Genomic DNA, 21,747 nt, shown 5'->3' on the forward strand with positions numbered 1-21,747 from the left:
GATCTGCAAGTGTCCTGGGACAACAAAGTGCTTTGGACCGAGGGGCTGTTTTTACAGCCTCATCACTTCCAGCAATCTGACCGCTATAACGAAGCCCTGATCGCCGGATTGGCGCGGCGGCTGACGCCCTATGCCTGGGGGTTCAATGCGCTTGAGATCGACGACGAAGCGCTGAAAATCGGCAAATTCGCGGTCAAATCCTGTGCGGGACTGACCCATGACGGCACCGTCTTTCGGGTGCCCCAGACCGAGGATCATCCGCCGTCGCTTGAGGTGCCGGAGAACATCAAGGATTGCGTGGTCCTTCTGACCATCCCGCAACGGCGGCAGGGGGCCACCGAAGTGGATCTGACCGACACCGGCCATTCGGCCAGCCGCCTGCGCCCCGCCGAGATCGAAATCACCGATGTGATGGGCGCAACCCAGAAAGCCGTGACCATCGGGGTCGGCAAACTGCGATTGCAGTTTGCGCTCGAAGTCGATGACCTTGCGGACATGCTGGCCATCCCCATCGCCCGCATCATCGAGGTCCGGCCCGACAAGGAAATCGTTCTTGATCGCGCCTTCATTCCCAGCACCGTCGACATACGCGCCGCGCCCGCTTTGGCGGGTTTTGTAAGCGAACTGGAAGGCCTGTTATCGCACCGGATGCAAGCGTTGGCTGGCCGTCTGTCAGAAAGCGGACCGGCGCGTGGAACGGCGGATATCTCGGATTTCCTGCTGTTGATGACCGTCAATCGCGCGCTGCCAATGTTCCGCCATTTCGCCAGCATCGAAAACGTGCATCCCGAAACGGTCTACAAAGCCTGCGTCACCCTTGCCGGGGAACTGGCCACTTTCATGAGCGACACAAAGGAATCGCCTCAGCTTCCGCCTTATAAACACGATGATCAACCGGCGACATTTACGCCGGTTTTCAGGGTGTTGCGGCAGTATCTGAGTGCGGTGCTGGAACAGACAGCAGTGCTGATTGCGCTGGAAGAACGCAAATACGGAATAAGCGTTGGCCTGATTGCCGACCGCAAATTGCTGTCCACCGCCGGTTTTGTCCTGGCGGTCAAAGCCGACGTGCCCGCCGAAGACATTCGGCGGCATTTTTCGGGCCAGTCAAAGATCGGTCCGGTCGAAGAAATTCGTCAATTGGTGAACTCGGCTTTGCCGGGGATCACATTAAGACCTTTGCCTGTCGCGCCGCGTCAGGTCCCGTATCAGGCGGGAACAGTGTATTTTGAACTCGACGCCGACAGTCCGTATTGGGGCAAAATGACAACATCGGGCGGCATCGCCGTGCATGTGTCAGGCCAGTATCCGGGGCTTTCAATGGAGTTGTGGGCGATCAGAAATAGTTAAGGAAGGCTGCTGCGATGTCGGACGACGATCCGTTTGCTGAACCTGATGATACAGACCGCACGGTCATCAAGCCCAATCCGGGCGGGCGTCGCACGGCACCTGCAATATCGCCGCAACAACCGGTGGCCCTCCCGCCGCACAGTCCGGCCGCCCAACCTTCGACAGTGCCTGAACCGGGTCTGGATACGTTTGGCATTCCGGGGCCTCAGGGCGAAGCCGCAACGGCACCGCGCGCCCAGCAGACTGAACCCGAACTTGTCCTGACCGGAATGAACCGGCTCAACGCCTGTGCGGCACCGTTGTTTTCGCTGATCAGCCGGGTGCGCAACCGGGCGCAGCATATGGATGTGGACAAACTGCGCCAGTCGGTTGTCTCTGAGGTCCGGGCATTCGAAAACCGCGCGTTGCAGGCGGGCATCCCCGCGCAAACGGTCAAGGCGGCGCGTTATGCGCTGTGTGCCACGCTCGATGATGTTGTGCTCAACACCCCCTGGGGTGGGCAATCCGATTGGGGATTGCAGTCGATGGTGGGCACATTCCATCGCGAAACCGTGGGCGGGGATCGGTTTTACGATCTTCTGGCACGGCTTGAGAAAGACCCGGCCAACAATCTTGATCTGCTTGAGTTCATTTACATGTGCCTGTCGCTTGGCTTTGAGGGCCGGTTGCGGGTGGAACAGGGGGGGCCGGACAAACACCTGCGCATCCGCGCGGGGCTGGCCGCTTTGATCCGCGCCCAACGCGGCCAGATTGAACGGGACTTGTCGCCCAATTGGAAAGGTGTCGACAAACCTTACCGCGCGCTGTCGGCGTGGAAACCCGTCTGGATCGCTCTGGGCGTGACCGGATTGCTGCTGATCAGCGAATTCGGCGGCCTGAGCTATGTGCTGTCCAACCGGACCGAAAACCTGATCGGTCAATTGTCGATCATCGAGGCCGGCCCCGTTGCAGAGCTGGAGCGTCGCGCGCCGCCCCCGCCGCCGCCGCCGATCAACACGCAGGAGGTGCAGCTTGAAAAGGTTGTGGCCTTCCTCCAGCCCGAAATTGACGAAGGTCTGGTCAAGGTTTTTGGCAAAGGCAACACTTTGGTGATCCGGATCGCCGGGTCGGGGATGTTTGGCTCTGGATCAGACAGTCTCGTGGCATCGTTTGAAACACCGATCGCCCGTGTCGCCTCTGCGCTGAACACCGAACCCGGCAAGGTCATCGTTGTGGGTCACTCCGACAATGTGCCGATCCGGTCCTCGCGTTTCCCGTCGAACATGCACCTGTCGCTGGCGCGGGCCAAATCCGTTATGACGTCGATGGCACAGGCAATTGATGATGACACCCGTCTGAGCGCCGAAGGCCGCGCCGATGCAGAGCCGATTGCCGACAACGCAACACGCGAAGGCCGCGCCGCCAACCGTCGCATCGAAGTTGTTCTGGTGCGGGAGCAAGACGCATGACCTTTCTCCGTTTCTTTACGTCGATCTATTTTGGCCTGTTCTTCGCCGCTGCCGTTTTGTCTGCGCTGGTCTGGTATCTTGGCCCTCTGATCGGCAATGATGTCAGCCGCCCCTTTGAATCGGTCATGGTGCGGCTGTTGATGGTCGCCACATTTGCCTTGCTGTTCGGAGCGATTGCGCTGTCGATCTTTCTGATGCGCCGGACCCGCGAAACCGCAATGACCGAAGAAATCGCGCAAAGCGCCGACACAAGCGATGAACTTGTTTCAGGCGAAATCGGTGAATTGCGCGACAAGCTCAAGACCGCGATGTCCGAACTGCGCAAATCCAAGAACGGGCGCAAACATCTGAACGAGCTGCCGTGGTATATCATGATCGGCCCTCCGGGGGCTGGCAAAACCACCGCGATTGTCAATTCCGGCCTGCAATTCCCGCTGGCAGATGAAATGGGCAAAACCGCCATTGGCGGGGTGGGAGGCACCAGAAACTGTGACTGGTGGTTCACCAACAATGCCGTGCTAATTGACACCGCAGGCCGGTACACCACCCAGGAAAGCGATGCCGAGGTCGATAATGCCGCTTGGCTGGGCTTTCTGGGGTTGCTCAAAAAATTCCGCAAACGGCAACCGATCAACGGGGCCATCATCGCGATCAGCCTCAGCGACCTGGCCCTGCAGGACGAGATCACGCAAAAAGGCCATGCCGCTGCTGTGCGTGCCCGCCTGACCGAATTGCGCGAAAAGCTGGGGGTGCGGTTCCCGGTTTATGTCTTGTTCACCAAGGCCGATCTGATTGCGGGCTTCACCGAATTTCACGACAATCTGGGCAAGGAAGACCGCGAACAGGTCTGGGGCTTCACGCTTCCGATTGAAAATGCCAAGGGCGAAGCCTCCCCGATTGCCGGCTTTGACGAAGAATTCGCGGCCCTTCTGGAACGCCTGAACACCCATTCGCTTGAAAGGATGCAGGCGGAAACCGATCCGCAGCGGCGCACGCTGGTGGCCGGGTTCCCGTCGCAGGTGGCGTCTATTCGCGGGGTTGCCAAGGCGTTTCTGACCGAAGTGTTTCAGGAAAACCGTTTTCAACACCGCCAGATGCTGCGCGGGATTTATTTTACCTCCGGCACACAAGAAGGCACCCCGATTGACCGGCTCATGCTTAGTATGGCGCGGACCTTTGGCATTGGCCGTCAGGCGATCGGGTCAGGGCAGGGGGCCGGTCGGTCCTATTTCCTGACACGCCTGTTTGAAGGAGTGATCTTTCCCGAGGCCGGTCTTGTGTCCGACGATGACACGGTCGAGCGCCGCTACAAAATCACCAAATGGGCCGCAATCATCGCAACCCTCATGGTGGCCATCGGCGCAGGCAGCCTGTTTTTCCGGTCTTTTCAGGGCAACAGCGCGCTGATTGCCGAGGCAAATGACCATGTGTCCGCCTATAGCGCCGCTGCGGCGACGCTGCCGGGCAGCCCCATCGGGGATACCGATCTGGTGCCTGTTGTGCAGGCGCTGAACATCCTGCGCGATATGCCCGCCAACCCCACCGTGTTCGATCCGGCACCTGACAGCCGCCTGGGCTATGGCTTGTACCAGGGCGAGGTCATCGGCACGCAAGCCACACAAACCTACCGCCGAGCGCTGAACCAACGCATGTTGCCCCGGCTTCTTCTGCGTCTGGAAGAGCAGATCAGCGGCAATATGAACAATCCCGATCTGCTCTATGAGGCGCTCAAGATCTATCTGATGCTGGGCCTGCAAGGCCCGATGAACCAGGATCTGGTGGCGGAATGGATGCTGCTGGATTGGGAATTGTCCTATCCCGGCCCCACGCGCGCGGCGTTCCGCGAGGATCTGGAAATCCATCTGGATGCTTTGCTGAACCAGCCCATGCAAGAGATCGCGCTGAACGGTCCGCTGGTTGAACAGGTGCAGGCGCTGTTGTCTGAAATGCCCCTGGCGCAGCGAGTGTATAACGGGATCATCAACAGCCCCGCTGCGGTGTCCCTGCCCAAATGGCGTGTCACGGACGCGGCCGGTCCTGCCGTGGCCCGCGTGTTCGTGCGATCCTCGGGCAGTCCGTTGACCGATGGTGTCGATGGCATTTTTACCTATGACGGCTTTAACAATGTATTTCTGGGCGAGGCGCTTGGCGTTGCCGCCCGGATTCAGCGGGAAAGCTGGGTTCTGGGGCCGCGCGGCGAAGCAGAGCAAACCGAACAGGCCCTGGCCGCGCTCAGTCGCGATGTTCTTTACCTCTATTACAACGACTTTGTCGCGGCATATGACGGCATTCTGGCGGATATTGATATCATCCCGCTGGAATCCCTCAGCCACGCGGTCGAGGTCACCAATGTGCTGTCCGGGCCGACATCTCCGATTGTGAACCTGCTGAAAGCGATTTCCTCCGAGACCCGGCTGACCGGCAATGGCACCGGCGGAGGATCGGCGGCCCTGACCAACGATCTGGGCGACATCGCCAATCAGGACGTGGAACGCGCGGTCAGCACGCGCACCCGGCTTTTGATGGAAGCGCTGGCAAATTCCGCCACCGCATCGGGTGACGAGGCCACCAAACCCCCCGGTGCCTATGTCGAAGAGCGCTTTGCCTGGTTGCACCGCTTGACCGAGGCGTCAGAGCCGGGATTGCCCACCCAGCTGGACGACCTGATCGGCCTTTTGACCGAACTCTATCAGGAACTGAACAAAATGAGCTTCTCCGGCTCGTCATCCAGCAGCGAAGGCGGTGCTGCGATTCAGCGTTTCCAAGAGGCCGCAGCCCGTGCCGATGGCCCGCTTGAACGCTGGGCCACGCAGATTGCGTCCGGATCGTCGGGGATCACGTCCGACAACACCCGCTCGTCGATCAATGCGCGCTGGCAGGCCGGTATCCTGCCGTTTTGTCAGCAGGCCATTGGTGATCGCTACCCGTTCAACCGCCGCGCCCGCGCCGATGTCGCCATTGCCGATTTTCAGAAACTGTTTGGCCCGGCTGGACTGATCGACAGTTTCGTCAATGAAAACCTGCTGGAATTCATTGATACGCGCACGCGGCCGTGGTCGTGGAAACAGGTCAATGACGTGGATCTGGGCATCAGCCCGGCGGTGCTTCAGCAATTGCAATATGCCGCCGAAATCCGCGAAGCCTTTTTCGGCGGATCAAGCGTGCCCAGCATCCAGTTTCAACTCATGCCGCAAGCGCTTGATCCCAAGGCGCAATCGGTCCTGCTAGAGGCGCATGGCAAACAGGTGCCCTTTGCCCATCGCGGCGGCGCGCCGACCCCTGTCGCGATGGATTGGCCCGGTGGTGTGGGGCTTGCCCGGATCATGTTTGAACCGCCCGCGCGCAATGTGGAAAGCCTGCTGCAAAAGGACGGCCCCTGGGCCTGGTTCCGGCTGCTGGATGCCGCCGAGGTGCGCCGCACCAACGTGTCGGACCGCAAGCGTGTGATCTTCAATGTCGGCGGGCGTATCGCGATCTATCAATTGCAATCGGGGTCCGTTCTCAACCCGTTTGCCTTGCCCGCGCTGTCCAAATTCAGCTGCCCCAAGACATTTTAAGGCCGGTGCCGATGCCTGTGGATGGATACGGAGCTTTCGGGAAAATCCCCGCTGTCGGGGATTTCTTCCGCGTCAACGCGCCTCCGGGGTTTGTAGAGCCATGGGACGCCTGGCTGCAACGCTGTCTTTTGGCAGGGTCCGAGGCGCATGGTCCGGGCTGGGATGCGCTCTATATGTCGGTGCCGATCTGGCGCTTTTGCCTGTCTGCCGGACTGGCCGGGGCGCAGCCGGTGATCGGCGTTCTGATGCCCTCGGTGGACAGGGTGGGGCGGCGGTTCCCGCTGACGCTCATGACCCCGATTGGGGACGGCGCGTCAGTTGTGCGCGAACATCTTGTGCAGGGCGATGCGTTTCAAAGCATGGAAGACATCGCGCTGTCGGTGCTGGATGACGATGTCAGCAAAGACGCCCTGGCTGCTCAGCTTGCCGCGCTGGCCCTGCCGATCCCCGCAGCCCCCGATCTATGTCACGTCAACGGGCGCGCCGTCGTGCTGCGCCAGACCGCCGGTCCAGAGGCGCTGGCCCCGATCCTTGCGTCTGAATTGCTTGCTCCGGCCTTTCAACGCCCCTCTGTCTGGAGCGCCGTTATGGATGGCGACACCCGCCTGATGGTGTGTGACGGTTTACCGGACGGGCCGGACATGCAAGGCTTGTTCGATCTGGACGCCGATGTTTGGAAAGAAGGCTGCGTATGACTGTTTTCCCAAGGGTCCGTTACAACGCCCGCAGTCACGTTGGACTAAAGCGCAAGATCAACGAAGATTCTGTTCTTGCCCTTCCGGAACAAAGCATCTGGGTGGTCTCTGATGGGATGGGCGGCCATGCTGCCGGAGATTATGCAAGCCAGTTGATCACCGATATGATCGCGTCGATTGAACCGGATTTGCCGGCCGCAGACCGCATGCATGCCTTGCGCCAAACCATTCAGAACGCCCATCAGATGATCCGTCAAGAGGCCGAGACGCGCGGCGCGTCGGTGATCGGGGCGACGGTGGCCAGCCTCATGCTGGCCAATTCGCATTTTGTCGGGCTGTGGGCAGGCGACAGCCGCATTTACCGGCTGCGCGACGGTGTTATCCAGATGCTGACATCGGACCATTCCATCGTCGCGACATTGGTCGAATCCGGTCAGATGACCTGGGACGAGGCAGAGCACCACCCCCAATCCAACGCGATCACCCGCGCGGTTGGTGTGGGCGATGATCTGGAACTCGACAAGGTTCGCGGCGAGGTTCAGTCCGGGGACCGGTTTCTGCTGTGCTCGGATGGGCTGACCAAATATGCGACCTTCGGCATGTTGGAAAACGTGCTCAGAACCGAACCGCTGGAAACCATTGCCGACCGGCTGATCCAGATCGCACTGGACGGCGGCGGCGCGGACAACATCACCGTTGTGGTGGTCGATATCCCCTGACCGCACCGGCGGCACAGCTTGTCAGCGTGCCGATGTTTCCAGAATACGGCTGTCCAGCGAATAAATGCGCGATGCGACGTTGCGGTCTGCGGCAATCAACGCCTCTGAATAGCTCAGCGCGGATTCGCTTGTGGGCCGCATTTCGGTTAACAAGGGGTCGCTGGAATGGATGACCAGGATCTTGGTTTTGCCCAGCGTTGAATCGTCCACCCGGAACGCCAGCCCGCCATTGGTCTGCGCCTCGGCAATCGAATAGGCCACGCGGATCGAGATGTCTCCCTCGCGCCCGTCGCGCAAAGCATCGACCGAATTGTCCTGACGATTGATATTGGGCAACAGGTGAAACACGTTCCCCGATACGTCCAGCACCGATACCGACAAGTAACCGTCCGTCACATCCGCCGGGAGTTCAACGTCAATCACCGGGTTTTCACCCACCACAAACGCCCCTGTCGGGTTGGGCTGATTGCCCTGATCGCCTTGATAGAACGCCACATCAATGGCGCTTGACGGCGCGCTGGGCATTACGCTTTCGATCAGACACAGCGTCGGGTTCAGAATGGTGGTTGTGATCCGCACGCTGCGGTCGCCCACGGCACTGCTCAGCGCATCGAACAACGTGTCGCGGCTGGCGGGTGTGGCAAGATTGCCGCCGATGGCAACCGTACTGCCGGGGCCGTACCCGCCCAATGGCGCATCCACAAGCCCAAGTGGTCCGCAATCGGCAAAGGCCGCCAGGATCGCTTCGATCCGTTCCGGCGCGATGATGATCTCGTTCAGGGTGATCTCCGGCGCACCGCGCAACACGCCCAATGCGCCCGCATCAAACGCGGCCTGCACCTCGCGAAAAATGGGTTTGCTTGTGGTCTCACCCTCGATCTCGACCGCATTTCCGGACACTGCCACGCGCCACGCGTCCATGTCGTCAAGCAGATCGACAACCGCCAACACATCCTGTCCCCAGCCTTCGGCGATATCGCCCGATGCAAGGGTCAAATCCGTTGTGCCATTCTGACCCTGTATCTGCTGACGCAGGGCTTCGGCGATGTCGTCGCTTGGCACAAAGCCGACCGCACGCGGGACCGAGTTTTCGGCCTTCGCAATCGACAGGCGGTAGGGGTCTGCGACCGGCAATGCAGGGGCCGAACGGAACAGGCCCGCGGCAAACGCGCCGATCAGGCCAACACCCAAAACACCCGCAATCGCGATAGGAACAACAGGCAGGCCAGTTTTGTCTGGCGCGCCGGACTTCGATGTCGGCTTTGGTCTGTCTGGCGTGGCTTTATCTGGCGTGGGTTTGATCACCGTGGCGGCAGGGCCGGGATCTTCTGGTGCGGTCGTGGCCGGTTTGGCCAGGGCCGGGGCAATCACCGTGGCGTCCGACAGCATGTCCGGCTCTGCAGCGGGCGCAGGCGGGACCGCCGCGTCAAGGGCTGCGAGAACCGCTGAGGCGCTTTCAAAGCGTTTGTCCGGCTCTGGATCGGTCATCTTGTCCAGTAGCGATTTCAGCGGCTCTGGCACGCCCTCCGTATCCAGCGCCTCGGCTTTCTTTTGAACAACCTCCATCGGATTGTTGCCGATCTTGGGCGACGCGCCCCGGAAATTGGCCAGCAACAGCGCGCCAAGTGAATAAATGTCCGTGCGCGCATCCGTATTCCCGGCAAGCTGCTCTGGGGCAGCATAGGCGTATTTGCCTGCAAATTCATTGCCGACTATGGTTTCAGCACCGGGATTGGTGTCTTTGGCGATGCCGAAATCAATGATGACCGCCTGTGCCGGATCGCCATCCCTGAGGATGATGTTGTCCGGGGACAGATCCCGGTGAAAAATGCCATGCCCATGCGCGGCCTCCAGGCCCTCTGCCACCCGGCGGCAAATGACCAAAAGATCCTCCGCCGACATCGGACCTTCCTTGAGCTTCTTGTCCAGCCCCGGACCGTCCACATAGTCGATCAGCAGATAGACATGCCCATCCGGCGTGCGGTTGTTTTCGGCATAACGCACCACCGCGTCATGACGGATTTCCCGCATGGCCTCTTCACGCGTCAGCAGCAGCAGGAAATCGTCATTGTCTGAAAACTCGGCTTTCAGAACCTTGAGCGCAACAAGCCGGCCCGAGATCTCGGACCTGGCCTTATACACGTCAGACGTTCCGCCACGTCCAAGAATTGCTTCGATCCGGTAGGTGTTGTTTACCAAATCGCCAGGCTGAAAAAGATCTCCCGGACGAGAATCAGTCATAATGTCTCCGGATACACTGTGCGACCGAAGCCATTAACCAAGTGCTTGAAATTCCACGCGACGGTTTTCGTCACTTCTGGGATCATCGGCATTATAGGGCGCAGCCTCGCCCATCCCGATGGCCTGAAGACGGTTTTCCGCGATACCGCAATCATTGACCAGATGGCGCTTGACCTCTTTGGCGCGCAGCAAGGACAGGTTTTCGTTATAGGATGCCGATCCCGAACTGTCGGTATGGCCGACAATCTGGAACAGCTGAACGTCAACCGATTTCATTACCTCGCACAACGTAGCCAGTTGCGGTTTTTGGTCGGCGCGCAATGTGGCGCTGTCAAAATCGAAATTGATTTTGATGTTGACCTGATCCGCCTTGTCGACCTCGGAATAGGTGCTCTCTGCCGCTGCCACCGTTGTCGAGGACGTGCCGGTTGCCGCGCTGGTGGCCGCCGCCGCGCCTTCGGCGGGCACAAGCACCAGCCCACGGGTCTTTTGCTTTTGGAACGCCTCGGTGATTTCCTCGGCGGTCATGTCATCGGTGGCCTGTGCCGCAACAGGTGATGTCGCAGACAGGGCAAGGGCGAACGCAAGGGCAACGCTTGCAACAATGGTATGTCGTGTCATGGCTAATCGTGTCCTTAAATGCGTAAAAAATGTATATACGGCAGCCTAGCCCACAGAATGCAGCCCGACAACATTTTTGCGGCGAGCGTGGCCTGCAAAATGCCCCTGATAAAGCTTGGCGTCGAAGGTAAAACGCGCTTTAGTAGGGGGGATACATTTTTACACAACGTGATTTCAGGAAACCACTCGATGCGCGTGCTGCCTGCAGCCATTATTGGTGTTGCCATTCTTCTAGCATCGACCATCTGGGTCTTTGTCCCGATGCTGTTGCAGGAAGAAGAATTCTTTGACGGACCGGCCATTGATTCCGGTGCCCGGATCGAAATCGAGATGCTCAATCAACAGGTCGAAGACCTGCGCGAACGGGTCGACACGCTGACCCAAGAGGTCGCCCGCGTCAGCGCGCGCGCGGCGGCGGGCAACCGTCAGGTGTTTCAGGCCCCGGACGTGGATGACAGCCAGCCGTTCCGGCAAAGCGGGCCAAACGATATCATTGATGCCTACGCCCAGGTTGTGCTGATCGCCGATCGCCGCAATGTGAACGAGGGCCTGACCATTGCCGGGTCGCGCTGGTTGGGCAACACCTTTGGTCTGCCCCGGCAGGATCTTGATCAGACCTGCCGGGAAATGACCAATCAGCGCCTTGCAAGCAAACTGCGCACACAAAATGTTGGCCCGATCAAGGTGCGGATGCTGCAACCGGCCATCGATTCGCTGACCCGCGTGTTCGAAAAGGTCCGCGCCACCGATCCCGATCTATATGCCCGCATCAGCACTGCCGGATCGCTCTGCGTGCGCGCCATTCGCGGCACCACCAATCGCGCGTCCACCCATTCCTATGGTCTGGCGGTCGATTTGAACATTGACGGCAAACTTGACACATTGGGCGATGGCAAAACCCAGCTTGGCCTGACCATCCTGGCTGATTTCTTCAAGGAAGAAGGCTGGGTCTGGGGGGCCTCCTGGCGGCGCGAGGACAGCATGCATTTCGAAGTCAGTCGCCAAAAGCTGGAGCAATGGGTCAGGGACGGCGTTTTGTAACCGCGATACCGGTCCCGTTGAGCCCGGTTGACTTTCGCGCGGCAAACCACCATATGCCAATCAACGTCGCGCAGCCGCGTGAGCTTGCCACGTCCCGATCCAGGGACAAGCGACGCCCATCAACCGGTTCCCCATTCACGCAGGGTACTTGACGCAGCGCCAGCTTGTGTGGGGGCCTCCCATCAAGTCCTGAGGCACTGCGACACCCTCGTTTGCCACGGTGATGTGGCACGTTACTGTTCACATGTGTTTGCGCATGTGGATCAAAAGGATACATTTTGTCTGAATTTGACACACTGGGCCTCAAGCCCAAACTGACCGAAGCGCTGGACCGCGCAAATCTCAAAACACCCACACCCATTCAAGCCAAGGCTGTGCCACTGGCACTGGCCGGACACGACGTGCTGGGCCTTGCCCAGACCGGCACTGGCAAAACCCTCGCCTTCGGACTGCCTTTGGTCGATCACCTTCTGGATATGCCAGAACGCCCTGCGGCCAAGACGGCCAAGGCGCTGATCCTGGCCCCCACCCGCGAACTTGTGAACCAGATCGCAGATAGCCTGCGCATGCTGACCAAAAACACCAACCTTCGGGTTACGGTTGTTGTGGGCGGACAGTCCATCAACAAACAGATCCACCAGCTGCAGCGCGGCACCGATATTCTGGTGGCCACACCGGGCCGTCTGATCGACCTGATGGATCGCCGGTCTGTCCTGCTGTCACAGGTCCGTCACCTTGTTCTGGACGAGGCCGATCAGATGCTCGACATGGGCTTCATCCATGCGCTGCGCAAGATTGCGCCAAAACTCGGCACACCGCGTCAGACCATGCTGTTCTCGGCCACGATGCCCAAACAGATGGAAGATCTGAGCAAGGCTTATCTGACCAACCCCAAAAAGGTCCAGGTCTCGCCTCCGGGCAAGGCCGCTGACAAGATCACCCAATCGGTGCACCATCTTGGCAGCAAAGCCGAAAAGCAAAGCAAACTGCGCGAAATTCTGTCCAAGGACATGGACGCCCTGACGCTGGTCTTTTCCCGCACCAAACATGGGGCAGAAAAGCTGATGAAAGGTCTTGTGGCGGATGGCTTTAATGCCGCGTCGATCCATGGCAACAAAAGCCAGGGCCAGCGCGACCGCGCGATCAAGGCGTTTCGGGATGGCACGATCACCGTGCTTGTCGCCACCGATGTGGCCGCGCGCGGCATCGACATTCCGGGTGTTGCCTATGTGGTGAACTATGACCTGCCGGAAGTGCCGGACAATTATGTCCACCGCATCGGACGCACCGCCCGCGCCGGACGCGAGGGCGAGGCGATTGCATTCTGTGCTCCGGATGAGGCGGATCTTTTGCGCCAGATCGAAAAGCTCATGAAGATATCCGTACCGGTCGCCAGCGGCACCGCTCCGACCGAGCCGGTTGCACGCAAAAGCGCACCGCGTGGACGCGGGCAGGGCAACGGGGCGCGGTTCAACGGATCGAAACCAAAATCCAACAGCAATGGCCGCAGGCGTCGTCGCGGCGGTGGCGCACAGAAAGCGGCTTAAGCCAGACTTAACCTGAAAAAAACCCGCTCCGAGTGGGAGCGGGTGTTCATCTCCGTGGCGCATCCTGTGCGCGATGTTACGGGGGACGTCCAAGGGTTTGGTCAAACGCAGCGCCGATAACGGCTTTGACCTGGCGGGCCGTCAGGTCGCGCTTGCCCGCGCCTGCCATCCCGTCACGCGTGACCCCGGCCTTATGTTGCCGCTGCGCAAGGACTTGCAGGTGGCAATGTGGAACGAGATGGACGCGATGCGCAGCGACTCCGGTCTTACCAGAAGGTTAACGAGAGTCGCTAAGATATTGTAATTCATTGTGGAAACCGGATTGTCAGCTGGCAATTTGGCGTTCGATCTGACATGACATAATTGGCTGAACCCCGCGTTGCGTCGCTGGAAATGCTGGGCCTCAATCTCACGCCGACGGCGCGCTTGCGACGGTGTAGGCACCGGCAGAGCTTTGGGCTTTATCTTAAAAATTCGCGTGGTGGCATCGGCCAGCGTGCCTTTGTGGGTGTCTGACAAGGGGCGAAACCTGCCTCAGATCAGGACGCGGATCAAGATGCCCAGGCCCAAAAGCAGGGACAGCCCGATCAAAAGGCGCCGGAACATGGTGTCGCTGATCCGGCGGAACACCATCAATCCCACCTGTGCCGCCAAAAGCGAGGCGGGCAGCGCGATCAAAAAGGCGGTGACCGTGTCGCGGTCATAGGCCCCGCGCGACCAAAGCATCAGCGCGGTTGTGCCCAGAACTGCCACGTTGAACGGTTGCAGCACCGCGCGGGTCTCGGCCTTTGGCCAAGGGCGCATCGAACACCAGATCAACGGCAAAGCCCCCGACAGCGAAGCCATGCCACCCAGCACACCGCCGACAAGCCCGACACCTGAATCCAGAACCGGTGTGCGCCGTTCAAACCGGGGCAGGTTCGTGCGAAAGCTGAAGAAGCCGCCGTAAACAATTAATAAAATGGCAATAACCAGCTTGAGTGTCTCTGCGTTGATCAACGCAAGCAGCGTGATGCCGACCGGAACCCCAAGCAATCCCGGCACGATAAACCGCAGCAATCTGGAAAGATTTTGCGTCACTGCCGCGCGCACCTCCCACAAACCTTGAAGACCAGTCAGCACAGACATCAGCGTGACCAGCGCCACGGCGCTGACCGGGTCCAGCACGATCAGCAGAAACCCAAGCGCAAACAGGGCCGTGCCTGATCCGGCCAAACCGTTTACAAACCCTCCGGCCGAAGCCCCCAGCAGGATGTAAAGAACGGCGCTCCAGCTCACGTGAGGCTGGACTCTGTCACGGGGGGTGGGTTTTCCGCGATGGCGTGAACCATGCAGGAGGTCGCTTCGAGGGTTTCAAGCTCTATCACTTCGCTGATCCGGATGTTTTTTTGCGTTTCCGCCACGTTTTGATCTGTGTGCCCATCACAACGTCACGGTTTAATCGGATAACGGGCTGGGTTTTCCTAATCTTCACCGGGGCATGTTCCACTCAGTTAAGATCCTCAAGAAGACGCCCGTGCCGGCGGGTTTCCTCGATCACCTGACCAAAGGTTGACAGACCGCGCGCGTCAAGCATGGGCAGCATGCTGACCAGCACTTCTGCGGTGGCATAGGCATCCCCAAGCGCGGTATGGCGCAGCTCTTGTGGGATGGCGATGCCAAGCCGGTCGCACAGCGCGTCCAGCGTATGGGTTTCACTTGCCCCGAACAGCACGGCTGACAGCAACACAGTATCGAGGATCGGATGATCCCAGGTCACACCGGTTTGTTTGGCATGGCGGTGTAGGAACGCCATGTCGAACGGTGCGTTATGCGCAACGATGACGGCGTCTTGTGCAAAACTGTGAAACTGCCGGGCCACCTGGTGAATGTCGGGCTGGCCACGCACCATGGCGTCGGTGACCTTGTGGACCTTGGTGGATGCAGGCGGGATCGGGCGGCCGGGATCGACCAGCTGATTGATGGTTTCGCCGCCAATGATCTTGCCGTTGAGCACGCGTACGGCCCCCAGCTGGACGATATCGTCTTTGTGCGGCAGCAGCCCGGTGGTTTCGGTATCGAACACCGCAAAGCACAGATCGCGCAGATGCCGGTCGTGGATATGCGCCTCGGCATCCTGTTGGCGGCGGTCCAGCAGGTCGAAATCATACACCAGCGGCCGCGCCGCCGTTGGCGAGATGTCGAGTGTCTGGCTGTCGATCACCATCAGGAAACCGCCCCCCTCCATGGGTTTGAGTTTCACGTCAAAGCTTTGCGCCATATCTTTGGAATGGGCGGTCACAGACACGTCTTTGCCGGTTTTCTGAAGGGTCTTGATCGCGGCGGTCAGGGTGGCGTTGTCAAAGTAATCGGTAAGTTTCGCGTTCAGACGCGGCACCCCCAGTTGCGCCAGCACCTCTGCGGCCTGTCCATCGTACAGCACGATCTGCCCGTCCGGATTGACAAGCACTGTGGCCACGGGAATTTCCGTCAAAAGCGCGGTCAGGCGGGCTGTCTCGGCGCTAAGGCGTGCGGTTTCTTTTGCGACGGCTTGCGCAGTGCTGAGCGCCGTGTCGTTCAGCTGTTTGGTCACGGCAGAGGCGGCGGGTGCCAGATCGCCAAGATAGCGCGCGGTCTGGGTGTCCAGATCACGGTCGACACCGGCATGGGCGCGGGTGCGCAGCTCTGCGGCCAGCCGTTCGATGGGCTTGGCCACGTTTTCATCAAACAGCAGCCAGACCGAAACGGTCAATGCAAGGATCAGGAACGCGGCGAGAATGGCGGCAAAGGTGAACCCGTTTTCAACCGTTGTCGTGACCGCGCGCGCGTATCCGAACCAAAGCGCGGCCCCGATCAAAACTAGCCCGCCCAGGCCCAGCAGGCAAAAGAACAGAAAAACGCGCAGGCGCAGGCCGAGCTTGTGAAACATGGGTCAACTCCTTTGGCACACTCCGGTGACGATCGGGTCATCTTGGGGCACGTCGCGCCAGACAGGCGGGCTTTCGTCACCCAAAGCCGGGTCGGCGCGTTGTCCGGTTGCGCAATTTACCATCACCTCGACCGATTGAACCGTGCTCCAGCGGCCAAAGAAATAGAGATCGGCCAAAAGCAGATCAGGATTTTCGCGATTGGCCTGCACGTTCGGCTGATCCACCGCGATAAAGCGGTCGATGTAGGGAAAGACATATGTCCAGGGACGGTAGATTGCCGTGCTTTCAACGGTTTGCACCACCTCAAGACCGTCCGGCAGGTTGTCCGAGGTGCGGGTATACCAGCTGTATTCGCTGCTGATCGTGGTGCCCAGCATCGCCGCTCCGGCCATCACCGGGATCAGCCATTTCGGCAGGCGGTTGCCGCTCAGGCGCATGACCATCAACGTGACACCGGCCCCGGCAAGGCCAGCGATGATCACGGCGATCAGTTCAAGAAACATGCCATGTCCTCCGTTCCGCGTCTCAGCTTAGCATGCCGCGCCCATGTCCGACGGCGGATTGCATTGATTTTATCACCACAAACGCATCGCGAAGATGACTTCGCTCAAAATCGGACAGGGATGTCGGACTTAAAAAATTGTCGGGCGCGTCTCCGGCACGGACCTGTGCAGCCTGATGGTCAAGCCGGGTTTCGGCAATCAGATCATAGGCATCGCGCAGATCCTGTCCGCCCGATGCGCTCAGAATGCCTGCGGCCATCGCGGCCTCCAGACGCGCTGCTGTGTTGGCCTGCGTCAACTGCCCCTGCAGCGCATAGATGCGGCCCAGATCAACCACAGGCACCACGCCATTATGTTTGAGATCTATGTGGTTCTTGTGTTCGCCCGAGCGGATCGTGGCAAAGCCGCGCAGCAAGCCAAGCGGCGGGGTATGTTTCAGCGAATTGGACACCATATGCGCCACAAAGATCGAATTGGCCGAGGCTTTGGCCAGGGTTTCGGCCTGCAGGTTTTCAAACAGCGCGACCGTGCCGCCAATCGGGCGCAGATCGAACATGACGCTGGCCAGCATCTGGGCCTCTGGGTTCGGGGTTTTGATCCAGCTTGCGAAATAATCGCGCCAGACCTTGACCGGCTGCCGCCAGCGCGGATTGCTGGCCATCATATCGCCGGGGCAATAGACATAGCCGCAGGTGTCCAGCCCGTCGCAGACGAACCGGGCAAGGGCTTCGAAATAGGGCTGATCGGCGTCGGTGACGCTGTCATCCAGAAACAGGCAGTTGTCCTGATCGCTGACACCGGTCTGTTCCTGCCGTCCCTGACTGCCGCAGGCAAGCCAGAGATACGGCACAGGGGCCGGTCCAAGCGACGCTTCGGCCAGCGCCAGCAACCGCCGGGTTGCGGTGTCGGCAATGTCGGTGATCAGCCGGGTGATCACCTCGTGCCGATTGCCACCGGCCACAAGCTGCGCCAGCAATTGCGGAATGCGCGCGGTGACCTTGGCCATGTCTTCGGCGGTGTTGGAATGGGCGATCTCGGATACCAGCTCGGCCGAGCTGACCGCCTGAAAACGGGTAAGATCGGTTTGCGTCACGATCCCGACCAGCTTGCCCGCCTGTTCAACGGGCACATGCCCGATGCGCCGCTCCATCATCATGTGCAACACGTCAGAGCCGATGGCCGACGGCGGCAGAGTGACCGGATCGGGCGTCATCACGCGGCGGATCGGCGTGTCAAATGGCAGGCCATCGCCCACCACCTTGCCGGACAGATCCCGGATCGTGGCAATGCCACGCAAGCGCCCGCCCTCGGCGACACAGATCGAGGACACCCGCGCCTCGCGCATCTGGCGCGCGGCGGTCTGGACATCGGTGTCCAGCGGACAGGTGACCGGAGAGGTCGCCATCAGCTCTTCGACCCGGGTGGTGGCCAGATCGGTTTTCTGCGGACGCTCCACGCGGCTGCGGTCAAAGAATTTGCGAAAGGCCGGAACCTCGGCCATGGCCTTATGAAAGATATCTGCGGGCAGGATCAAAAGCGTGCTGTCGGTGACGGCGCGCGCCGATGTCACGCTTTGGCCTTGCCGCAGCAAGCCGCGTTCCCCAAAGGAATTGCGCGGACCCAGCAAAGAGATCGGCACGTCGTGTTCATCGCGAATTTCGACATCGCCTTCAAAGACAATGAACAACCCGTCCAATTGCTGCCCCAACGCATAGACCTGTGCCCCGGCGTCAAAGCGGCGCACATCGAACGCGGGGATCATGGACTGAAGGGCGGCATGCTCCATCGCGTCATAGGGGTGGATCGCTGACAGAAACTGAAACAGGGTTTCGGGGGCGGGGGTCATACTGGGTGCTCTTGCTTGGGCATGTAAAATCCCGCCCCAGATATCCCGGCGCGGGATCGTCTTGTGCCAAAAGCGCGTCCCCCCATAGGGCAACGCGCCAATGTTTGTTTAGTGGTCCTGGGCGGCACCCGCGCCACGGGGCACGCGGACGCTTTCGACCAGGTCTTCGATCTCTTGCGGGATATCGGCTGTCATCTTGGACACAGTGAACGCAACCGCAAAGTTGATCGCGGCACCGATGGCCCCGAAAGAGGTGGACTTGACCGTCCCCAAAAGTGGATCTGCGTCGGTAAAGCTGTTTGTGTCAGGCACAAAGAACCAGCCCTTGTGCAGGAAGATGTAGATCAGCGTGACAATCAGACCGGCCAGCATCCCGGCAACCGCCCCTTTGTTGTTCACCTTGGTAAAGATGCCCATCATCAGCGCAGGAAAGATCGACGCCGCCGCCAGACCAAAGGCCAGCGCCACCGTCTGCGCCGCAAAGCCCGGAGGATTGAGGCCCAGATAGGTCGCCACCACAATCGCCACAGCCATCGCAATACGCGCCGACAAAAGTTCGCCCTTTTCCGAGATATCCGGTCTGATCGAGCCTTTGATCAGGTCGTGCGACACCGCAGACGAGATGGCCAGAAGCAGGCCCGCCGCCGTTGACAGCGCCGCCGCCAGACCCCCTGCGGCCACAAGACCGATCACCCAGCTGGGCAGGTTGGCAATTTCGGGATTGGCCAGAACCAGAATGTCACGGTTGAAGTTGGTCAGCTCGTTTTCCGACCCCCAACCGGCAGCTTCGGCGGCTGCAACGGATTCGGGGTTGTTGTCGTTGAAATACGCAATCCGACCGTCACCGTTCTTGTCTTCCCAGCCCAGAAGGCCGGTTTTCTGCCAGGTGGCCATCCAGTCATAGCGATCGTCGTTCTGGATCATCTCGACCGACACGGGGTCTGACGATGTGCCGTTCGGCCACATCATGTCGCTGATATTCAGACGCGCCATCGCACCCACTGCCGGGGCTGTCAGATACAGCAGCGCGATAAAGACCAGCGTCCAACCCGCAGACCACCGCGCGTCCGCGACACGGGGCACCGTGAAAAAGCGCATGATGACATGGGGCAGACCCGCGGTCCCGATCATCAGGGACAGCGTGAACAGGACCATGTTGAACGTGTCGCCATGCTGGGCGGTGTATTCGTTGAACCCCAGCTCGGTCACGATCTGGTCCAGCTTTTCCAAAAGCGGCGTGCCAGAGGCGGTGTGTTCGCCAAACAGGCCCAACGCCGGAATCGGATTGCCGGTCAGTTGCAACGAAATAAACACCGCCGGAATCGTGTAGGCCATGATCAGAACGCAGTATTGCGCGACCTGTGTGTAGGTCACACCTTTCATGCCGCCAAAAACTGCATAGGCAAACACCACACAGGCCCCAATCAGCAGACCGGCTGTGTTTGAGACCTCAAGAAAACGGCCAAAGGCAACACCCACACCGGTCATCTGGCCGATCACATAGGTCAGAGAGGCCACCAGAAGCGCCACCACCGCAACCACGCGCGCGGTCGGGCTGTAGAACCGGTCGCCGATGAACTCGGACACGGTGTATTTGCCGAACTTGCGCAGATAGGGGGCCAGCAGCAGCGCCAGAAGCACGTAGCCACCGGTCCAGCCCATCAGATAGGTCGAGTTGTCGTAGCCGGTAAAGGCAATCAGCCCCGCCATCGAGATGAACGAGGCCGCAGACATCCAGTCCGCCGCGGTTGCCATCCCGTTGGTGACGGGATGCACGCCGCGACCGGCAGCGTAGAATTCAGAGGTTGATCCGGCACGGGCCCAGATCGCGATGCCGATGTAAAGCGCAAAAGACGCTCCCACAAACAGCAGGTTGATTGTAAACTGATCCATTGCGCTTATTCCTCGACGCCGAATTCTTTATCGAGCTTGTTCATCCGCCAGGCGTAGAAAAAGATCAGCGCCAGAAAGACGAGGATCGATCCTTGCTGGGCGAACCAGAAACCAAGATCGGTGCCGCCGATGCTTATGCCGGACAACATGGGGCGCAGCAGAATGCCGAACCCGAATGAAACCAGCGCCCAGATGACAAGGCTGATCACGATAATGCGCAGGTTGGCTGCCCAGTAGCCCGCGTCGGTCTTTTCTGACCCTTGCGCGTTTTGAGATGATTGGTCCGCCATGTTGCGGCTCCTCCTTTTCCTCCGTTTGCCCACATCCACCCGGATGCGGCGTCCCTCGTTTGCAATCCATTGATGCCGGATCGCAAACCACCACTGCCGTCGTCAGGCCGTGGCTTTCTTTACAATCGCGCCCAGGTCGGATGCGATGTCGTTGATGGCCCCCATTGCATTCACCCGGGCCAGCGCGCCCTGTGTTTGGTAAAATGCAATCAAAGGAGATGTCTGCGCATGATATGCCTCAAGTCGCGCCGCGACCGTTTCGGCGTTGTCATCCGCTCTGCGTTTGAAATCAGTGCCTTGGCACGTGTCACACACATCTTTGGTGGTCGGTGTTTTATAGGTGTCATGATAGCCTTCGCCGCAACCGTCACAGGTATATCGCCCGGAAATCCGCGCCACCATGGCGGCGTCGTCAACATCCAGGCTGATGGCAGCATCCACGCGCTGGCCTGACGCGGCCAAAAGCGCATCCAGCGCTTTGGCCTGCACCGTTGTGCGGGGAAAGCCGTCAAGGATCACGCCTTTGGCGCAGTCGGGATCTGCCAAACGGTCGCGCAGGATGGAGATGACGATGTCGTCGCTGACCAGCTCTCCCGCCTCCATGACCGCCTTGGCGCGCTTGCCGGCCTCGGTGCCCGCGGCCACTGCGGCGCGCAACAGGTCACCTGTGCTAAGCTGCACCAGACCGAACCGGTCCTGCAGCATCCGCGCCTGGGTGCCTTTCCCGGCCCCCGGAGGGCCAAGCAGGATCAGAACCGGCGCAACGGTTGTCGTTGTGTCTAAGCCCACCATTTCGTCAGCCTTTTCTGTTTTCGATGAGGTCATCGACGACAGAGGGGTCTGCGAGTGTGGATGTGTCGCCCAGGGAATCTGTGTCGTTTTCGGCGATTTTGCGCAGGATGCGGCGCATGATTTTGCCGGAGCGGGTTTTGGGCAGGCCGGGGGCCCATTGGATCACGTCCGGGCTTGCGATGGGGCCGATTTCGGTGCGCACCCAGCTGCGCAATTCCTTGGTCAGCTCGTCAGACGGGTCGACCCCGTTCATCAGGGTGACATAGCAGTAGATGCCCTGGCCCTTGATGTCATG

The 21,747-nt window shown here is 60.0% G+C and carries 18 protein-coding genes; 8 read left to right on the forward strand and 10 right to left on the reverse strand.

The features are described 5' to 3' along the window. Positions 1–9 precede the first annotated feature (9 nt). The 5 genes from tssK to ACG74X_RS18000 are packed head-to-tail and all read left to right on the forward strand — an operon-like array spanning position 10 to position 7,769. Positions 10–1,350, forward strand: coding sequence for a type VI secretion system baseplate subunit TssK (gene tssK, locus ACG74X_RS17980; RefSeq protein ID WP_411236561.1), 1,341 nt, complete (start codon positions 10–12; stop codon positions 1,348–1,350). 14 nt (positions 1,351–1,364) lie between these two features. Next, positions 1,365–2,798 (forward strand): type VI secretion system protein TssL, long form, encoded by a 1,434-nt coding sequence (tssL, locus tag ACG74X_RS17985; RefSeq protein WP_411236562.1) that lies wholly within the window; start codon positions 1,365–1,367, stop codon positions 2,796–2,798. Next, the gene (gene tssM / locus ACG74X_RS17990) at positions 2,795–6,355 is read left to right on the forward strand and encodes a type VI secretion system membrane subunit TssM (RefSeq protein ID WP_411236563.1); all 3,561 of its coding nucleotides are present in this window, start codon (positions 2,795–2,797) and stop codon (positions 6,353–6,355) included. The genes tssL and tssM overlap by 4 nt, the downstream gene beginning before the upstream one ends. A gap of 11 nt (positions 6,356–6,366) precedes the next feature. After that, complete coding sequence (gene tagF / locus ACG74X_RS17995) at positions 6,367–7,050, forward strand: type VI secretion system-associated protein TagF (protein ID WP_411236564.1); 684 nt, start codon at positions 6,367–6,369, stop codon at positions 7,048–7,050. Then, complete coding sequence (locus tag ACG74X_RS18000; protein ID WP_411236565.1) at positions 7,047–7,769, forward strand: PP2C family protein-serine/threonine phosphatase; 723 nt, start codon at positions 7,047–7,049, stop codon at positions 7,767–7,769. Before tagF ends, ACG74X_RS18000 begins: the two co-directional genes overlap by 4 nt. A 21-nt stretch (positions 7,770–7,790) precedes the next feature. Here ACG74X_RS18000 and ACG74X_RS18005 read toward each other — a convergent pair whose 3' ends face one another. After that, positions 7,791–10,010 carry a protein kinase domain-containing protein gene (locus ACG74X_RS18005; RefSeq protein WP_411236567.1) on the reverse strand — a complete coding sequence of 740 codons (2,220 nt, stop codon included), beginning with the start codon at positions 10,008–10,010 and terminating at the stop codon, positions 7,791–7,793. 33 nt (positions 10,011–10,043) lie between these two features. Beyond that, the gene (locus ACG74X_RS18010) at positions 10,044–10,631 is read right to left on the reverse strand and encodes an OmpA family protein (protein ID WP_411236568.1); all 588 of its coding nucleotides are present in this window, start codon (positions 10,629–10,631) and stop codon (positions 10,044–10,046) included. A 99-nt stretch (positions 10,632–10,730) separates the two neighbouring features. Here ACG74X_RS18010 and ACG74X_RS18015 point away from each other — a divergent pair, with 99 nt between their 5' ends. From ACG74X_RS18015 to ACG74X_RS18025, 3 genes are all read left to right on the forward strand, one after another. Continuing rightward, the gene (locus ACG74X_RS18015; protein ID WP_411236569.1) at positions 10,731–11,672 is read left to right on the forward strand and encodes a M15 family metallopeptidase; all 942 of its coding nucleotides are present in this window, start codon (positions 10,731–10,733) and stop codon (positions 11,670–11,672) included. A 278-nt stretch (positions 11,673–11,950) separates the two neighbouring features. Further along, entirely contained in the window at positions 11,951–13,219 is a 1,269-nt protein-coding gene (locus ACG74X_RS18020) for a DEAD/DEAH box helicase (RefSeq protein WP_411236570.1), read from the forward strand. A gap of 73 nt (positions 13,220–13,292) precedes the next feature. Further along, a complete protein-coding gene (locus ACG74X_RS18025) occupies positions 13,293–13,523 on the forward strand; it encodes a hypothetical protein (protein WP_411236571.1) in 231 nt (76 codons plus the stop codon). A gap of 230 nt (positions 13,524–13,753) precedes the next feature. Here the strand turns inward: ACG74X_RS18025 and ACG74X_RS18030 are convergent, their stop codons facing one another. The 8 genes from ACG74X_RS18030 to ACG74X_RS18065 form a co-directional block, all read right to left on the reverse strand. Then, positions 13,754–14,497, reverse strand: a complete 744-nt coding sequence (locus ACG74X_RS18030) for a sulfite exporter TauE/SafE family protein (RefSeq protein ID WP_411236573.1) — start codon at positions 14,495–14,497, stop codon at positions 13,754–13,756. Between the two features lie 211 nt (positions 14,498–14,708). Continuing rightward, positions 14,709–16,127 (reverse strand): exonuclease domain-containing protein, encoded by a 1,419-nt coding sequence (locus ACG74X_RS18035; protein WP_411236574.1) that lies wholly within the window; start codon positions 16,125–16,127, stop codon positions 14,709–14,711. Positions 16,128–16,130: 3 nt separating this feature from the next. After that, positions 16,131–16,631 carry a hypothetical protein gene (locus ACG74X_RS18040; RefSeq protein WP_411236576.1) on the reverse strand — a complete coding sequence of 167 codons (501 nt, stop codon included), beginning with the start codon at positions 16,629–16,631 and terminating at the stop codon, positions 16,131–16,133. Positions 16,632–16,653: 22 nt separating this feature from the next. Next, positions 16,654–18,477: a DUF294 nucleotidyltransferase-like domain-containing protein gene (locus ACG74X_RS18045; RefSeq protein ID WP_411236577.1), complete on the reverse strand. Its 1,824-nt coding sequence runs from the start codon at positions 18,475–18,477 to the stop codon at positions 16,654–16,656. A gap of 108 nt (positions 18,478–18,585) precedes the next feature. Beyond that, the gene (locus tag ACG74X_RS18050; RefSeq protein WP_411236578.1) at positions 18,586–20,370 is read right to left on the reverse strand and encodes a sodium:solute symporter family protein; all 1,785 of its coding nucleotides are present in this window, start codon (positions 20,368–20,370) and stop codon (positions 18,586–18,588) included. A gap of 5 nt (positions 20,371–20,375) precedes the next feature. After that, a complete protein-coding gene (locus ACG74X_RS18055) occupies positions 20,376–20,660 on the reverse strand; it encodes a DUF4212 domain-containing protein (RefSeq protein WP_411236586.1) in 285 nt (94 codons plus the stop codon). A gap of 102 nt (positions 20,661–20,762) precedes the next feature. Next, positions 20,763–21,452 (reverse strand): adenylate kinase, encoded by a 690-nt coding sequence (locus ACG74X_RS18060; RefSeq protein ID WP_411236579.1) that lies wholly within the window; start codon positions 21,450–21,452, stop codon positions 20,763–20,765. A 4-nt stretch (positions 21,453–21,456) separates the two neighbouring features. Continuing rightward, the coding region (locus ACG74X_RS18065) for an AMP-binding enzyme (protein WP_411236580.1) at positions 21,457–21,747 on the reverse strand (291 nt) is incomplete at its 5' end.

The organism is Marivita sp. S0852 (assembly GCF_046591575.1).
In the GTDB taxonomy this organism is placed as follows: Bacteria; Pseudomonadota; Alphaproteobacteria; order Rhodobacterales; family Rhodobacteraceae; genus Marivita.